Below are 16,791 nucleotides of genomic sequence, written 5' to 3'. Positions count from 1 at the left end.
TTTGTTCTACATCAACTTCTCCAAGCCCTTGACATACTCCCGATATCGTTGTTCTCTTAACTTGTAAATAGCTTCATAGATATGCTGGTAATGAATGTCATAAAAGTTCATAGAAAAGTTGATGAGAATGTGTTCTACCTCTGGAAATAAGGCTTCGAGATAAGTCGAAAGGTGCTGGTCGGCTACGATAATGCTTGTTTCCTCGTGCGTCTGCAAATTCAAGGAGGTATTCAAAAAGTCAACACCAGATATTCGTGCAATAGTAGGTGGAATATTCATGGAGAAGGCATTCTTTAAAGTTGTCAAATCCGCATTGTTACTCGCAAAAATGTAAAGCGGAATAGGAGCCATGCGGGAATAAATCAGCTCTCGCAACTGAATGCTCACATGATAAATGTGGTACTTGTAAATCTCGCCTGTTAAGCCCATCTCTTGCATCCATTCTCTCACAAGCACCTTTAAAATCCGATAAAGTGGGTCGCGCAGACCTCTGTGGTTATATTGAAACGTGAGAGATATTCTTTTTGGATAAAACAGGCAAAACTTTCTTTTTCTTCCCGCAAGAAATAGCACAAAAGACGAAGAAAAGTAGAACCTTGATAAATCCGATGAAAACAGACTAGCGGATTGAGCTTTGTATAAATATCCAAATGAACCGTGCGTTTCATGACTCGCAAATAGAACAAATCTTGAAATTCTTCCTTCAGCTCTGCCAAGTATTGATAAATGTTTTTCTCACTAAAACTGGTAATTTGTGTTATCTGCTCAATCTCTAAAGTTTGAAATTCCAGCAAAATTTGTAACACTTCTGCCTTGTTTAAAATAGCTTCTTCCAAATAGTAATCTAACATCGTTCCCTCTTATTTTTCAAAATTACCACAGAAGGAAAGGGATTGTCAAGCCGGATTTTAGGGCGAGTAGAAACAAAGTAGAAGATTAGAAGCTGCTTAGAGCTGAAAGAATAGGCTTTATTTGAACTTGTCTCAATTTGAGTGTTATTTTTCTGCTAAAATTGAGAAAATTAGGACTTGAGATTCAAAACCTGACGATTACTAGCATATTGTGAAAAATTTTGTTAAGATAGAAAGCGATTAGGAGGACATCATGGATTTAGTAGAAATTAGAAAAGAAATTGATCAAATAGATGCAGATTTGATTGCTTTATTAGAAAAAAGAATGGCTTTGGTGAGTCAAGTTGCTCTCTATAAACGTCAGACTGGAAAAGCTGTATTAGATACCCGGCGTGAACAAGTAATTCTTGATAAAGTTGCAAATAGTGTACATGAAAAACAGTACGAAGAAAGCATTGTTCGGACTTTTTCTGATATTTTGAAACATTCGCGTGCTTATCAAGACCAACACGTCAAATAATAAAGGAAGTTTAAATGAAAAATGCGCGTGATATAGAATGGCTTGATAGTGGAAAGCGAGCAGTGGCTATTACAGTGTTATCCATTTTTATAGGTCTAGTAGTTGGGATTATTGATGCGATATTTGGGCGAACCCTTATCTTTTTAAGCGATATCCGCTCTATGTATCCACTCTATTTGATTCCTTTTTTAGCTTTTGCAGGATTAGTGATTGTATTTCTCTATCAGAAATATGGTGGGAAAAGTAGCAAAGGAATGACCTTGATTTTTGAAGTTGGGCATGGTGTAGAAAATCACATTCCCAAGCGCTTAATCCCTCTTGTTATAGTGACGACTTGGTTGACGCATCTTTTTGGTGGATCGGCCGGTCGAGAAGGAGTAGCAGTACAATTGGGTGCCACAGTCTCTCACTGGTTTTGCAAGAACTTTTCTATTCCTAATACTTCAAAAGTATTTTTAGTTACAGGAATGGCTGCTGGATTTGCTGGGCTATTTCAAACGCCACTGGCTGCAGTTTTGTTTGCGATGGAAGTCTTGGTTGTAGGAAACTTGCAGCTGACTGCTTTGTATCCTGCCATGATAGCCTCTCTCGTTGCTGCTTGGACATCACATGCGTTAGGTCTTGAAAAATTTATGCAACCAATTTCTGCTCATTTGGGATTATCTCCAATACTTGTTATTAAATTAGTGCTCCTTGGAGTTTTATTTGGACTTTGTGGCAATGTATTTGCTTATGCCCTCTTGTGGAGTAAAAAGAAAGTGGCAACTATTTTTCCAAATCCCTACAAACGAATCGTGGTGATGGGAATTGTCTTAAGTATTGTCTTTTTATTGTTGGATAAAGGTCGATACTCAGGGCTTGGAACAAATTTAATTACGGCTAGTTTTGCTGGACAATCTATTTATTTATATGATTGGTTCTTCAAATTACTTCTAACAGTTTTGACTTTATCAGCAGGTTTTCAAGGTGGAGAAGTAACACCGCTTTTTGCAATTGGGGCAAGTCTAGGCGTTCTACTGGCAGGTTTATTTGGACTTCCAGTTGGTTTGGTTGCTGCACTAGGTTATGCTGCTGTTTTTGGAAGTGCAACATCTACTTTTTTAGGACCTATTCTAATCGGCTGTGAAGTATTTGGCTTTACTAATTTCCCCTATTTTTTCATAGTGTGTGCGGTGGCGTTTTCTCTACATCGTCAGCATTCGATTTATGGAGCTCAAAAAATTCGATATTAAAGCATGTTCTCCTGCGAGGTTTTGACTTGTAGGAGATTTTTATTTTGTGTTATACTAGAAAAAGCAATATTAGAAAAGGGAAATCATGACAAAAGCAGATACTATTTTTAAAGAAAATATTCGAAAAATTTTACATGAAGGTGTTTTTTCTGAAAATGCACGCCCTCGTTATAAAAACGGGAAAGTGGCTAACTCTAAGTATATTACAGGTTCTTTTGCTGAATACGACTTGAGCAAGGGAGAATTTCCTATTACAACGCTTCGGCCGATTGCTATCAAGTCAGCTATCAAAGAGGTGCTCTGGATTTACCAAGACCAATCCAATAGCTTAGATATTTTAGAAGAAAAGTACAATGTTCATTATTGGAATGATTGGGAAGTGGGAGATACTCGCACGATTGGCTTGCGCTATGGCGCTGTTGTTAAGAAACATGATATTATCAATAAAATCTTGAAACAGCTAGAAATCAATCCTTGGAATCGACGAAATATTATCTCGCTTTGGGATTATGAAGCATTTGAGGAAACAGAAGGCCTATTGCCTTGTGCTTTTCAGACCATGTTTGATGTACGCCGTGTAGACGGTGACATTTATCTGGATGCAACTCTGACACAACGCTCAAATGATATGTTGGTAGCTCATCACATCAATGCCATGCAGTATGTAGCATTGCAAATGATGATTGCCAAGCATTTTGGCTGGAAAGTTGGTAAATTATTTTATTTTGTCAACAATTTGCATATTTATGATAATCAATTTGAACAAGCTGAAGAATTACTTCGACGTGAACCGACGGATTGCCTGCCACGATTAGTATTGAATGTCCCAGACGGAACCAACTTTTTTGACATTAAAGCAGAAGATTTTGAATTAGTTGATTATATCCCTGTTAAGCCACAGTTGAAATTTGATTTAGCCATTTGAGAATGAAGTGATTTTCAGATTTTCAAAATCTAAAAACTAAAGGGCTGTATCTAACTATTTTCACAAGACATCATAAAAGAACGGATTTCTTGTGCAATATAAATTGGCGCTTTGATTTGATAGTTAAAGTCAGCCTTTTTTTGTGAAATTTGATAAAATAGAAATATCAATTCAAAGGATGAGGAAATGACAAAGAAAATTGTAGCTATTTGGGCGCAAGATGAGAATGGCTTGATTGGGCGAGACAACACATTGCCCTGGCATTTACCAGCTGATCTCAAGCATTTTAAAGAAATGACAACTGGACAGGCTATTTTAATGGGGCGAGTGACATTTGATGGGATGAACCGCAGAGTATTGCCCAATCGCACGACAATTATTTTGACGAGAGACAAATCATATCAAGCAGATAATGAGCGAGTTCTGGTGTTTCATGATGTTGATTCTGTTATGAAATGGTATGAGACTCAGAAAAAAACTCTTTGTATTATTGGCGGTGGTCAGATTTTTTCTGCATTTGAGCCTTTAATGGATGAATTAGTTATTACCCGTATTCATGCTCGTTTACAAGGTGATACTTATTTCCCAAAAGATTTTGATATGACGAAATTTCAGGAGCTGTCTCATCAGTTTCATGCCAAAGATGAAAAGAATGAGTATGACTTTACTGTCACAACCTTTCAGAGAAGGGAGTCGTAATGGAACGTAGTATTTTCGGATTTTTTACGGCTCTTTTGTGTGTCGTTTGTGTTATGGCGGCAATGCAAGCTTTTCGTAAAAAACGGTATGGATTATCAGTGCTCTTTTGGCTGAATGCTTTTACAAATTTGGTGAATAGTATTCATGCTTTTTATATGACCTTATTTAAATGAGAAAAAAGAATAAACAACGAATAGAATTGGAGTGAAAAATGCCTACAAATCGTACGAACGAAATGATGGTTTATTGTTCTTTTTGTGGTAAAAGCCAAGAGGAAGTTCAAAAAATTATCGCAGGAAATAATGCCTTCATTTGTAATGAATGTGTGGAATTAGCACAAGAAATTATTAGAGAAGAATTGGCAGAAGAAGTGCTGGCAGACTTGTCAGAAGTACCAAAACCGCAAGAACTACTCAATATTTTGAATCATTATGTGATTGGACAAGACCGTGCTAAGCGAGCATTGGCCGTTGCTGTTTACAATCACTATAAACGCATCAATTTTCATGATAATCGTGAAGATGAGGAAGATGTCGAATTGCAGAAATCCAATATCCTCATGATTGGGCCAACTGGTTCTGGCAAGACCTTTCTCGCTCAAACTTTGGCAAAAAGTCTGAATGTTCCTTTTGCGATTGCAGATGCGACAGCTTTGACAGAAGCTGGGTATGTCGGAGAAGATGTTGAAAATATTCTCTTGAAACTCTTGCAAGCAGCAGATTTCAATATTGAGCGTGCTGAACGTGGTATCATCTATGTAGATGAGATTGATAAAATTGCGAAGAAAAGCGAAAATGTCTCTATTACTCGTGATGTGTCTGGTGAAGGTGTTCAGCAAGCGCTCCTCAAAATTATTGAAGGAACTGTAGCCAGCGTACCTCCGCAAGGCGGCCGCAAGCACCCTCAACAAGAGATGATTCAAGTAGATACGAAAAATATTCTCTTTATCGTTGGTGGTGCATTTGACGGTATTGAAGAAATTGTCAAACAACGTCTAGGCGAAAAAATTATCGGTTTTGGTCAAAACAACAAGGCCATTGATGAAACTGGTTCTTATATGCAAGAAATCATCTCTGAAGATATTCAAAAATTTGGCTTGATTCCGGAATTGATTGGTCGTTTGCCTGTGTTTGCAGCGCTTGAGCCTTTAACAGTTGATGATTTGGTGCGAATCCTTCGCGAACCAAAGAATGCTTTAGTGAAGCAATATCAGACTCTTCTTTCTTATGATGATGTCAAATTGGAGTTTGATGATGATGCTCTCCAAGAGATTGCCAACAAAGCCATTGAACGTAAGACAGGTGCGCGTGGATTGCGGTCGATTATCGAGGAAACTATGATGGATGTCATGTTTGAAGTTCCAAGTCAAGAAAATGTGAAGTTAGTGCGGATTACCAAGGAAGCAGTTGACGGAACGGATAAGCCGATTTTAGAAACAGCATAAAGAGGTGTGCAATGGAAATTAACACACACAATGCAGAAATTTTGCTAAGTGCAGCAAATAAATCTCATTATCCGCAAGATGAGATTCCTGAAATTGCCCTTGCTGGACGATCAAATGTTGGTAAATCTTCCTTTATCAATACATTGTTAAATCGAAAAAATCTAGCTCGAACTTCTGGCAAGCCAGGAAAAACGCAATTGCTGAATTTCTTCAATATTGATGACAAACTTCGTTTTGTGGATGTCCCAGGATATGGCTATGCTAAAGTTTCTAAGACAGAACGAGCGAAGTGGGGCAAGATGATCGAGGAATATCTGACGAGCAGGGAAAATCTCAGAGCAGTTGTCAGTCTAGTGGATTTTCGGCATGAGCCAAGTGCAGACGATGTACAAATGTACGAATTTCTCAAATATTATGAAATACCAGTCATTGTCGTAGCCACGAAAGCAGATAAAATTCCACGCGGCAAATGGAATAAGCACGAATTAGTCATTAAGAAAAAGTTAGATTTTGATAAAAATGATGATTTTATTGTTTTTTCATCTGTTAATAAAGATGGTTTAGAAGCAGCTTGGGATGCGATTTTGGAAAAAATTTAGAGTTGAAGAAAGACTGAGAATCATTTTCTCGGTTTTTTATAATGAATCTGTCACCAAATTGTAACTAAGGGCTGGGAATTTTATGTTATAATCAAAATATATTATACTGGAGAATAAGCTATGAGAAAGAAAAAATTGAAAAAAAGAATTTTAACAGTTCTAGCTTTGGCGGTCGCCGCTTTATTGGTTAGTGCAGTTTTGTCTAAGCAAGTTCACCCAGCTAGTGCCAATGATGAGGCTTATCAACGTCCGTTAACTCAAACAGAGGTGTTCATTTCACAAATTGGTGAAACGGCTCGTCAATTAGGACAAGAGAATGATTTGTATGCTTCGGTTATGATTGCACAAGCCATTCTGGAAAGCAATTCTGGACGTTCTGCTTTATCAGCCGCTCCTCATCATAATTTATTTGGCATCAAAGGACAGTATGCTGGGCAATCAGCAACAATGGCTACACTAGAAGATGATGGGCAAGGAAATACTTATAATGTCAATGCAGAATTTAGATCCTATCCAAGTTATGTTGAATCTTTACAAGACTATGTGGCGATTTTAAAACATAGCCGCTACACTTATGCTTGGAAGAGTAATACGACCAGCTATATGAATGCGACTGCTGCTTTAACAGGTGTCTATGCAACGGATACAAGCTATAATGTTAAGTTGAATAATTTGATTCAACAATATAATTTGACACAATACGATGTACCAAATGTGCAAGCAACCAATGTTGCAACAACTAACAAAGTCTACAATCCTTATCGTCAACAATACACAACACAAGAAGTGTTAGATTTGGATGTTGTTTGGGCAAATCGTCATCAATAATATTTTATTCGAAAGAAATTTAGTAGGAGAAGAACGAAATCGTTCTTCTCCTTTTTATCTGGAATTCATCTAACAAAAATTCTCCTATAAAAATAATTGTATCCGCTAATAAATCACAGAGAAGGCTAGATTATGATAAAATAGAACTAGTTTTGTATAAGAAAAGAGATTTCATGAAAGATTTATTGAAATATTTTAAGAGTTATATCAAAGAATCCTTGTTGGGGCCACTTTTTAAATTATTAGAAGCTAGTTTTGAACTATTGGTGCCAATTTTGGTTGCAACAATTGTAGACCAAACAATCCCTAAAAAAGATAGTGCGCATCTTTATACCATGGTCTTTTTACTGGTTGTCCTAGCATCGTTTGGTGTTGTCGTGGCGATTATTGCTCAATATTATTCCTCAAAAGCAGCGGTAGGGTTTACACGTCAATTAACTAAAGATTTATATCAAAAAATCATGCGTTTGCCAAAAGCTAGTCGAGATAACTTGACGACATCTAGTCTGGTCACTCGTTTAACAAGTGATACTTATCAAATTCAGACCGGTATCAATCAATTTCTTCGTCTTTTTTTGCGCGCGCCGATTATTGTTTTTGGCTCGATTATCATGGCATTTTTGATTAGTCCAAGTATTACACTGTGGTTCTTACTCATGGTTGTCATCCTAACGGGTATTATCTATATCATGTCACGCTTGGTAAATCCGCTGTACGCTAAAATTCGCCAGATTACAGATAAAATTGTCAATATGACACGCCAACAACTGCAAGGTATGCGTGTTATCCGTGCCTTTGGGCAAACAAATAAAGAAATCCATGAGTTTAGAGATACCAACGAAATCTATAAGACCTGGCAGATAAAAACAGGGGTTTGGTCTAGCTTGATTAGCCCGTTGACTTTTTTAGTGGTAAATAGCACTTTGGTCATGGTTATTTGGCATGGAAATCTAGCTATTGGACAGGATTTGCTGACGCAAGGGAAATTAGTTGCTTTAGTCAATTACCTTTTGCAAATCTTGATAGAGTTGTTGAAACTGGCGATGCTCATCACCTCTTTGAATCAAAGTTACATCAGCGCTGGACGAATCCAAGAGGTCTTTGAACAGGAAGAGGAAGATGTGTTATCAGAACTGCCAATACGGCATTCTGTTGGTGCTCGATCTATTTCTGCTCAAAATGTTACCTTTACCTATCCACAAGCTGCTAGTCCCTCCTTGGAAAATATTTCGTTTGACGTACTATCTGGTCAGACTTTGGGAGTGATTGGCGGAACAGGCTCAGGAAAATCAACTCTGGTGCAGCTGTTGGCGCACTTGTATTTGATTGCTGCTGGTCAGTTGGTTATTTTCAAAAATGGTCGAAGTCCTAGAAACCTTGAAGAGTGGCGCACTTGGATGAGTTTGGTGCCACAAAAAGCAGAATTGTTCTGTGGAACGATTCGTTCAAATTTATTGCTGGGTTTGGAAGACGAGGTGACGGATGAACAACTTTGGTGGGCTCTTGATATTGCGCAGGCTAGTGACTTTGTACAGGAAAAAGAAGGTCAGCTAGATGCAGTAGTAGAAGCTTTTGGTCGGAATTTTTCCGGTGGTCAACGCCAACGGTTGACGATTGCGCGCGCTATTTTACAAAAAGCACCTTTTCTGGTGCTGGATGATTCCACTTCGGCACTTGATTATTTAACAGAAGCTAAACTATTGCAAGCTATCAAAGAGCAGTTAAAGAACACGAGTTTGATTTTAATTTCACAGCGAACCAATAGCTTGCGTGCAGCTGATCAGATACTTGTCTTGGATAAAGGCCATCAGGTAGCTCTTGGCGCACATGAAGATTTGCTTCAAACGAGCGCTATTTATCGAGAAATTCATCTCTCACAACATAGCAAGGAGGAAAAGCATGAAAATGAGGTATTCTAAAAGTGGTCTGAAACGCCTTGCAAGTGATTTATTGCAGCAGCGCTGGCTTTTCCTACTAGCTACAATTGGAACGATTGTTCAGGTTGCTTTGACCATTTATTTGCCGATTTTGATTGGGAATGCAGTGGATAGTGTTCTACTTCCCGATGCAAGTCAGCATTTGCTTCCAATTCTCTCGAAAATGGGTCTGGTGATTGTTGCCAATACAGCGATTCAATGGCTCAATCCTTTAGTCTATAATCAGTTGATTTATAGTTATAGTCAGAAACTTCGGGACGCAGTTATTCAAAAAATTCATCGACTTCCCTTGGCTTATCTTGATCGTCAAGGGAGCGGTGATTTAGTGAGTCGCTTGACGACGGATGTGGAGCAGCTAAATAATGGTTTACTTATGGTCTTCAATCAGTTTTTTGTAGGCGTGTTGACTATTCTTGTAACGATTGTGACAATGGCAAGGATTGACTTTTTCATGATGATGTTAGTCTTGCTTTTAACTCCCTTATCTATGCTGATTGCGCGTTTTATTGCCCGTAAAAGTTACAAGTTGTTTCAAAAACAAACCACAGCTCGAGGGCTTCAGACACAGCTCATTGAAGAAAGTCTCTCTCAAGAAAGTTTGATTCAAAGTTTTAATGCTCAAGAGCAATTCATTACGAATTTTACAAAGGGCAATGAGAGCTATGCGGACTATTCTCAGGATGCTATCTTTTATTCCTCTACTGTCAATCCAGCGACTCGCTTCGTTAATGCTCTTATCTATGCCATTGTTGTTGGATTTGGTGCGGTTCGTATCATTAACGGCTCTAGTTTCACAGTTGGACAATTGGTGACATTCTTAAATTATGTCAACCAATACACTAAGCCCTTCAACGATATTTCGTCTGTTATGGCTGAATTGCAAAGCGCCCTTGCTTGTGCAGAGCGCTTGTACATGATTTTAGATGAAAAAGAAGTTGTGGAAACGGGGAAAGAAGAACTTACGAGTGAGGCAGTACGGGGAGCGATTCGTTTTGAACATGTCCGTTTTGGTTATGAAAAAGATAAACCTTTGATTCACGATTTAAACATGACCGTTCCAGCAGGAAGCAAAGTTGCTATTGTTGGACCAACTGGTGCTGGAAAATCGACTTTAATCAATCTCCTCATGCGTTTTTATAATGTAGATGCGGGTAAGATTAAGTTAGACGACAGAGATATTACAGATTACACCAGAGTCTCATTTCGCCAACAGTTTGGTATGGTTTTACAAGAAACATGGCTGAAGACAGCGACGATTCATGAAAATATTGCTTTTGGGCGACCAGAGGCTAGCCGAGAAGAAGTAATTGCAGCAGCTAAAGCTGCTAATGCTCATTTCTTTATCCAGCAATTGCCGCATGGCTATGATACTTATCTAGCAGATGCAGGAGATTCTTTGTCACAAGGACAACGCCAGCTATTGACCATTGCGCGTGTTTTTCTAGCGGTTCCTAAAATCCTGATTTTGGATGAAGCAACCTCCTCTATTGATACGCGGACTGAAGTACTCATTCAAGAGGCTTTTAATAAGCTCATGGTAGGGCGAACCAGTTTTATCATTGCTCATCGCTTGTCTACCATTCAGAATGCAGATATCATTTTAGTGCTGGTTGACGGAGATATTGTGGAATATGGCAGTCATCAAGAGCTGATGCAAGCAAAAGGCGTTTATTACCAAATGCAAACAGCTCAAGGGAGCTTGGCTGTTTAAGATTAACTAGGAGAACAAATTTATGGCTGTTCATTTCTGACTGGCTCTAGTCCTGTTTCAGTCAAGCGGTAGATTTTCTGACAAACTTCTTTGAGAAAGGTGCGGTCGTGTGAAACGGTAATGATAGCACCGCTATAGTCTGTAAAAAGCTTTCGTACTTGTGGCTGAGAAGTGGGGGAAAAGTTGCGTGTCGGCTCGTCTAGCAACAAGACATTTGCTTGATCTAATACTATTTTTAGAAGCAGTAATTTAGCTTTTTGTCCACCAGATAGCTGGGAAATGGGATGATGTACTTCGTTGCGCGTGAATTGCAGACTGGCTAGGTGTGTGAGGATTTTTTCTCGCTCAATAGCCTCTCCTGTAGATGTTAGAAAATCTATTGGAGAATCGGCTTCGTTTAAACTATCAGGATAGATTTGAGGCATATACCCTAGCGTAATGCCTTTTTTCTTTTGCAATAGATTTCGCAGTTCTTTGATAAAAGTAGATTTTCCGGCACCATTTTCACCAATAATCCCAATCTTTTCCTGCCCTAAGAGTTCAAAATTTATATTTTTGGCTAAGGTGCGTTCCCCTACCTTCAAATACATCTGTTTGAGAGTGACTACTCTTTTTGTAGATGGCAGAGGAGTAATAGTAGAAAATTGTAGATTGATAGCATCTGCTTGTGTTGGTAACTCTGTCATTTTAGTGGCTTCTCGATTAAAACGTTTTTCTTGTGAGAGAATATTTTTCATTTTTTTGGCTAGTAATCTACCAGCTGTGCTGTCATGAGTATGACGCAAGACATGCTCCACACTTTGTTTGACTCGCTGGTGTTTTGCCATTGCTTTTTGATATTCTTCTCGTTCTTTTTTTGCGTCTTTAGTTTGCTTTTCAAATGTAGCTTGTCGTTGCTGGCTGTAATTCTCATAATCCAGATTCCTCACAGTCGTCCGAGTTTCTTGCTTTTTCTTAACCAATTCCAAATGCACGATTTTTGTTGCTGTATGACCTAAAAGACTTTCATCATGTGAAACAAACATAACTGTTTGAGGTGTATTTTGAAGAAAATTTTCCAGCCAAATCAGAGTGTCTATGTCTAAATCATTGGAAGGTTCATCTAAAAAGAGCAGGTCCCAATCAGTAGAGAGGATTTTTAAAAGCTGCACTTTTAATGTTTCACCACCGGATAAAGTGGCTATTGTTTGCTGGCTAGTAAAACGTTGACTGTCAAACTTTAATTCTTGAGCGAAGCGATAAAGTTTGTTGTAATCTATGTCTACTTCCAAATCTCCAAAAAAATAGTCGTTGAGAGAGAGTTTTCTTTCATTTTCAGGTAAAGTTTGCGGCAAATAAGCATAACGATTATAGCTTTTTTGAATCTCTCCCGTATAACTAACATAGTCTGAAACAAGTGCGTCATTCATGAGTAGTTTGAGAAGAGTAGATTTTCCATTTCCTTCTTCTCCGATAATGGCAATTTTATCACTTGTATTGACTGTAAGTGATAAATCATTGACCATGTTTTTGAAGTCTTTTAAATGGGTAATGGTTAAATGTCGAATTTGTAGCATATATGTCTCCTTATGATGTTCATTGTCATTTTAGAGCTAAGAAAAACAGCCCTATTTATCTAGCAGAGCTGTTCTTGTTTTTGGATTGCCAACAAACATTGCAAAACGGAGTAGTTTGCAACGAATAGATTATCATTGAGAAGTTTGAAAAAAATTTCTTTTATGAAAAATAGGCAAGAGCATGACAAAAAATCTACTAGATAAAGTTTCCTTTAAGCAATAGATTTCTTGTACATAAACTCCTTACCTCCGAATTTTACTGATTTTAGTGTAGCAAAAAAGATATAAAATGTCAAAAGAGTACCGAGAAAAAAGTTTGTCACTAAGAATAAATAGAATGAAAGTGCAACTGTTGTGTTATTGAGTTTTCTTCTAGAAAGTAAACGAGTCTGGAACATTTTTGTTCCAGACTCGAAGTCATATTATACGTTCAAGACTTTATCTAGGAAGTCTTTGAGGCGTGGGTGCTGCGGATTATCAAAGATTTGGTCGGGTTTACCGTCTTCTAAAAACTCTCCGTCAGCCGTAAAGATAACACGGTTTGCCACTTGGCGAGCAAATCCCATTTCATGAGTTACAATAATCATAGTCATGCCTTGCTTGGCCAATTCTTTCATAACATTGAGAACATCTCCAACCATTTCGGGATCAAGAGCAGAAGTAGGTTCGTCAAAGAGCATAATATCAGGATTCATAGCAAGTCCCCGTGCAATTGCAACACGTTGTTTTTGTCCACCTGAGAGGCTATCTGGCATGGCATCAGCTTTATCAGAGAGACCGACTTTTTCTAATAATTCCATACCAAGTTTATCTGCTTCAGCTTGTGTCATTCGCTTGTGCTCGACAGGAGCAAAGGTGATATTTTCCAAAACTGTCATGTGAGGGAAGAGATTGAAGTGTTGGAAAACCATACCAATATTTTCACGAACTAAGTCGACATCTGTTTTTTTATCGGTTAAGTCGAAACCGTCCACGGTAATAGATCCACTTGTAACTTCTTCCAGCAGGTTGAGACTGCGAAGAAAGGTTGATTTTCCCGAACCTGAAGGTCCGATGATACAAACGACATCCCCTTCATAGAATTTGGTTGTGATTCCTTTTAGAACTTCATTTTCTCCGTAGTATTTATGTAAATCATTGACATCAATTTTTAATTTAGCCATTATTTAATCCTCTTTTCTAAGCGTTTTGCAAGTCTCGTTAAAAGAGTGATGATAATCAAGTAAAAGACTGCTAGGATAGCATACATTTTGAAGCTTTGATAGTTACGAGCAATGATGATTTTACCCGTTTGGAAAAGTTCGACGAGACCGATAGCAGAGACGATTGTAGTATCTTTCAAAGCGATAACAAACTGATTGACGAAGTTTGGTAACATGATTTTTGTCGCTTGTGGCAAAATAATCTTTCTCATGGTTTTTGAGTAAGAAATACCAAGACTTCGGCTGGCTTCCATTTGTCCAACTGGAACAGCTTGAATCCCACCACGGACGATTTCTGCAATATAAGCGCCAGCATTGAGAGAAAGAGCAATTGTACCAGCCACAAAATCGTTAATCGGACTTTGATGCCCTGTCATTGATTCAATGAGATTTGGAATACCCCAGAAGATAAAGGCTGCGAGAATCATAAGCGGGATTCCACGAATGACATCCACGAAGATTTCTGAGATGACGCGGAGTGTTTTGACGGGACTCACGCTAAACATACCAAAGATAATTCCAATTACCATAGCAATAGCAAATGACAGAAGCGCAAGAGCAATGGTGATACCAAGTCCGCTTAACAATTGTTTATAGTTGTTTTGGAGAAGCCCCCAAATGGTTGTTTCATCAACTGTACTATCTGAAGAGCTAGAAGCAGAGCTGGTCTTTTTCAAATATTTATCAAGAATTTTTTGATATTGACCGTTTTTCTTAATATTTGCCAAACCATTATTAAACATTTGGATCAATTCAGGATTACTACCCTTTTTTACGGCAAAAGCAGTATCTCCAATAGGAGTTCCTTTGATTGGTGTTTTCAGTTTTTGGCCTTGGCTAATGGAGTATTTAACAACAGGTTCGTCATCCATAACGGCATCTACAGAGCCAGAGTTTAAGCTATCATACATTGAAGAAGCATCAGCGAATGTTTTAATTTTGTAATCATATTTACTTTGATTTTTTGTTAAGAAGGTTTGCGAAGCAGTACCATTTTTAACGCCGACTGTTTTGCCTTTCAAGTCCTTATAAGAAGTAATTGTGCTGGATTCTTTGACAGCAAGGATTGCGTTTGCTGTGTAATAAGGCTCTGAGAAATCAAAGGTTTCTTTACGAGCGTCTGTCACAGACATCCCTGCAATCATTCCGTCAGCTTGTCCAGATTGTACAGCATTTAAAGCGGCATCAAATCCGGGATTTGTAATTTCAATCGTGAAACCTTGGTCTTTGGCAATGGCTTTTATCAAATCCATGTCAATCCCAGTATACTTGTTATTACTATCCTGAAAAACGAATGGTGCAAAGGAAGAATCACTCGCAATGGTATATGTTGATTTTACGGGAGTAGCTTTTTGACCAGCAGGGGTAGTGGTTTCTGGAGTAGAACTAGTTGTTTTTGTATTTGTAGAACTTGTCCATTTTGTGATGATTTTGTCAAGAGAACCATCTTTTTTCATTTGAGCAAGCGCTTCATTGAATTCCGTTACTAGATATTCATATTTGCTTCCCTTTTTGACACCAAAAGCAAAACTACCAACAGCTTCTCCTTTTATAGAGATTTTTAAATTTTGACCTTGTTTAATAGCATACTCAATGACTGGTTGGTCGTCCATCATGGCGTCAATTGAACCAGAATTCAAGCTGTTGTAAGTCAAATCAGTTGTGTCAAATGTTTTGATAGTAAATTTGTATTTGTTTTTGATTTTTTCTAGAAAGCGTTGAGAGGCCGTTCCGTTTTTAACCCCAACAGTTTTTCCTTTTAATTGTGAATAACTACTGATTGTATTTGTTTTAGTCGTTGCGATGACAACTTTTGTATCATAATAAGTATCAGACATGGTGAAGACTTTTTCACGGTCTTTGGTTTTTGTCATTCCAGCCATGATAGCATCTGCCTGACCAGATTGAACAGCATTGACCGCTGCATCGAAGCCAGGGAAAGTCATATTGATGTCCCAACCTTTTAGTTCAGCAACTTTATTGATGATATCTACATCAATACCTTTATAAGTTTGATCGGAATCTTTAAATTCAAAAGGTGCGTAAGCTGTATCAGATACCACTTTGATTGTATCGGCATGAATAGCTGGTACTGCAAAGAGTGGTAGTAAAGCTAACAAAAAAGTTATAATTTTTTTCTTCATGAGTCTCTCCTTTAAAGAATATTTTTAAATTATACCAGAAATATCTTCGAAAGGCAAATATTTCACGTTTTTATGTTAGATTTTATAACATGGACGAAAATTTCTTTTTTGATTTGCGTAAAATAAATATGATATAATAATAAAAAATAGAAAGGGAATTTTATGTTTAAATCTCGTATGCTTGATAATGTGAAACAGTCCCGTTACATTCCGCCTATTTGGTTGGCTGTTATCCTCTCGATTGTTTTTGTTTATGGAGGTGAAATTGTCGGTGGGCTTGCATTGGTTCCAATTTCGATACTGCTGGGTCTTGTGCTTGGCCTTGTTCATTCTGGGGCGGGCTTTGTAATGATACAAGAACTGATATCACATTATATGATTTTCATCCAACTCTTCCTCTTTTCCTTTATTTCTTTAGCTCTCTTTCTTTGGGTGAAATGCGTTGAAAAAAGACTTTTTTCAAGTCTTGGTTTTTTTAAGGAAAATTGGTTTAAAGAACTAGCAAAAGGATTTTTGATTGGAGCGGCACAGTTTTCTCTCATAGTTGTCTTACTTTTGGTGACAGGTGTAAGTAGGTTAGAACTCAACCATCTTAGTTTGGAGCCCTTTCTCTTTATTATCGCCCTGATTCCGTTTTGGATTTTACAAGGCGGAACAGAAGAATTGGTGACGCGTGGTTGGCTATTTCCTACGGTTACTGCCAAGTCAAATATTTTGGTCGGTATCTTAATTTCTGCTGGTCTATTTGGTGCTCTCCATTTATTAAATCCCGGTGTAACGCTTCTTTCGATTATCAACATTATTCTTGATGGTATTTTCGCTTGTTTTTACATGCTAAAAACGGACAATATGTGGGGTCTGGCTGGTATCCACGGGGCTTGGAATTTTGTTCAAGGTAATATTTATGGTATTCAGGTCAGCGGTCAGGGAGCAGAAGCTTCCGTCTTTGCCTATAATACGAAATCTAGTGTTGATTGGCTTTCGGGTGGGGCTTTTGGAGCAGAAGGTTCTATTTTTACCAGTCTGGTGTTAATTCTCAGTATTGCCTATCTGTATTGGTCTCTTAAAAAAGAAGAAAAATTGCCTACAGCATTGCAATTTAGAAAATCAAATCTCACTTAGTTTTACTAGGTGAGATTCTTT

At 38.0% G+C, this 16,791-nt stretch carries 16 protein-coding genes; 11 read left to right on the top strand and 5 right to left on the bottom strand.

Annotated elements, in window-relative coordinates; all coding sequences use genetic code 11:
- Positions 1 to 6 precede the first annotated feature (6 nt).
- The gene (locus tag IYQ91_RS09945) at positions 7 to 450 is read right to left on the bottom strand and encodes a hypothetical protein (protein WP_229311590.1); all 444 of its coding nucleotides are present in this window, start codon (positions 448 to 450) and stop codon (positions 7 to 9) included.
- An 8-nt stretch (positions 451 to 458) separates the two neighbouring features.
- Positions 459 to 851: a hypothetical protein gene (locus tag IYQ91_RS09940; protein ID WP_229311589.1), complete on the bottom strand. Its 393-nt coding sequence runs from the start codon at positions 849 to 851 to the stop codon at positions 459 to 461.
- A gap of 253 nt (positions 852 to 1,104) precedes the next feature.
- On the opposite strand from IYQ91_RS09940, the gene IYQ91_RS01380 reads away from it, so the two are divergent.
- The 10 genes from IYQ91_RS01380 to IYQ91_RS01335 all read left to right on the top strand — a co-directional run bounded on the left by IYQ91_RS01380 (position 1,105) and on the right by IYQ91_RS01335 (position 10,746).
- A complete protein-coding gene (locus IYQ91_RS01380; RefSeq protein ID WP_049517663.1) occupies positions 1,105 to 1,371 on the top strand; it encodes a chorismate mutase in 267 nt (88 codons plus the stop codon).
- Between the two features lie 14 nt (positions 1,372 to 1,385).
- A complete protein-coding gene (locus tag IYQ91_RS01375; protein WP_195672844.1) occupies positions 1,386 to 2,603 on the top strand; it encodes a chloride channel protein in 1,218 nt (405 codons plus the stop codon).
- An 85-nt stretch (positions 2,604 to 2,688) separates the two neighbouring features.
- Positions 2,689 to 3,528 carry a thymidylate synthase gene (locus IYQ91_RS01370; RefSeq protein ID WP_195672843.1) on the top strand — a complete coding sequence of 280 codons (840 nt, stop codon included), beginning with the start codon at positions 2,689 to 2,691 and terminating at the stop codon, positions 3,526 to 3,528.
- A 186-nt stretch (positions 3,529 to 3,714) separates the two neighbouring features.
- Positions 3,715 to 4,227, top strand: a complete 513-nt coding sequence (locus IYQ91_RS01365) for a dihydrofolate reductase (protein ID WP_195672842.1) — start codon at positions 3,715 to 3,717, stop codon at positions 4,225 to 4,227.
- Positions 4,227 to 4,400, top strand: a complete 174-nt coding sequence (locus IYQ91_RS01360) for a hypothetical protein (RefSeq protein ID WP_003032252.1) — start codon at positions 4,227 to 4,229, stop codon at positions 4,398 to 4,400. Before IYQ91_RS01365 ends, IYQ91_RS01360 begins: the two co-directional genes overlap by 1 nt.
- Before the next feature lie 38 nt (positions 4,401 to 4,438).
- Positions 4,439 to 5,671: an ATP-dependent Clp protease ATP-binding subunit ClpX gene (gene clpX / locus IYQ91_RS01355; protein ID WP_003027977.1), complete on the top strand. Its 1,233-nt coding sequence runs from the start codon at positions 4,439 to 4,441 to the stop codon at positions 5,669 to 5,671.
- Between the two features lie 11 nt (positions 5,672 to 5,682).
- Positions 5,683 to 6,270 (top strand): ribosome biogenesis GTP-binding protein YihA/YsxC, encoded by a 588-nt coding sequence (yihA, locus tag IYQ91_RS01350; protein WP_003032247.1) that lies wholly within the window; start codon positions 5,683 to 5,685, stop codon positions 6,268 to 6,270.
- Between the two features lie 120 nt (positions 6,271 to 6,390).
- Positions 6,391 to 7,098, top strand: coding sequence for a glucosaminidase domain-containing protein (locus IYQ91_RS01345; RefSeq protein ID WP_195672841.1), 708 nt, complete (start codon positions 6,391 to 6,393; stop codon positions 7,096 to 7,098).
- A gap of 173 nt (positions 7,099 to 7,271) precedes the next feature.
- The gene (locus IYQ91_RS01340) at positions 7,272 to 9,017 is read left to right on the top strand and encodes an ABC transporter ATP-binding protein (RefSeq protein WP_195672840.1); all 1,746 of its coding nucleotides are present in this window, start codon (positions 7,272 to 7,274) and stop codon (positions 9,015 to 9,017) included.
- Positions 8,998 to 10,746, top strand: a complete 1,749-nt coding sequence (locus IYQ91_RS01335; RefSeq protein ID WP_195672839.1) for an ABC transporter ATP-binding protein — start codon at positions 8,998 to 9,000, stop codon at positions 10,744 to 10,746. The genes IYQ91_RS01340 and IYQ91_RS01335 overlap by 20 nt, the downstream gene beginning before the upstream one ends.
- 20 nt (positions 10,747 to 10,766) lie before the next feature.
- On the opposite strand, the gene IYQ91_RS01330 is transcribed toward IYQ91_RS01335, so the two are convergent.
- The 3 genes from IYQ91_RS01330 to IYQ91_RS01320 all read right to left on the bottom strand — a co-directional run bounded on the left by IYQ91_RS01330 (position 10,767) and on the right by IYQ91_RS01320 (position 15,648).
- Positions 10,767 to 12,302: an ATP-binding cassette domain-containing protein gene (locus tag IYQ91_RS01330; RefSeq protein WP_195672838.1), complete on the bottom strand. Its 1,536-nt coding sequence runs from the start codon at positions 12,300 to 12,302 to the stop codon at positions 10,767 to 10,769.
- 422 nt (positions 12,303 to 12,724) lie between these two features.
- Complete coding sequence (locus tag IYQ91_RS01325) at positions 12,725 to 13,465, bottom strand: amino acid ABC transporter ATP-binding protein (RefSeq protein WP_003024883.1); 741 nt, start codon at positions 13,463 to 13,465, stop codon at positions 12,725 to 12,727.
- The gene (locus tag IYQ91_RS01320) at positions 13,465 to 15,648 is read right to left on the bottom strand and encodes an ABC transporter substrate-binding protein/permease (protein WP_195672837.1); all 2,184 of its coding nucleotides are present in this window, start codon (positions 15,646 to 15,648) and stop codon (positions 13,465 to 13,467) included. Before IYQ91_RS01320 ends, IYQ91_RS01325 begins: the two co-directional genes overlap by 1 nt.
- A gap of 162 nt (positions 15,649 to 15,810) precedes the next feature.
- Between IYQ91_RS01320 and IYQ91_RS01315 the strand changes: the two genes are divergently transcribed.
- Complete coding sequence (locus IYQ91_RS01315; RefSeq protein ID WP_195672836.1) at positions 15,811 to 16,770, top strand: CPBP family intramembrane glutamic endopeptidase; 960 nt, start codon at positions 15,811 to 15,813, stop codon at positions 16,768 to 16,770.
- The last annotated feature ends 21 nt before the right edge of the window (positions 16,771 to 16,791 follow it).

It is taken from the genome of Streptococcus sp. HF-2466 (assembly GCF_015594645.1).
Lineage (GTDB): Bacteria > Bacillota > Bacilli > Lactobacillales > Streptococcaceae > Streptococcus > Streptococcus anginosus.
This window is presented reverse-complemented; position numbering and strand designations above follow the sequence as displayed.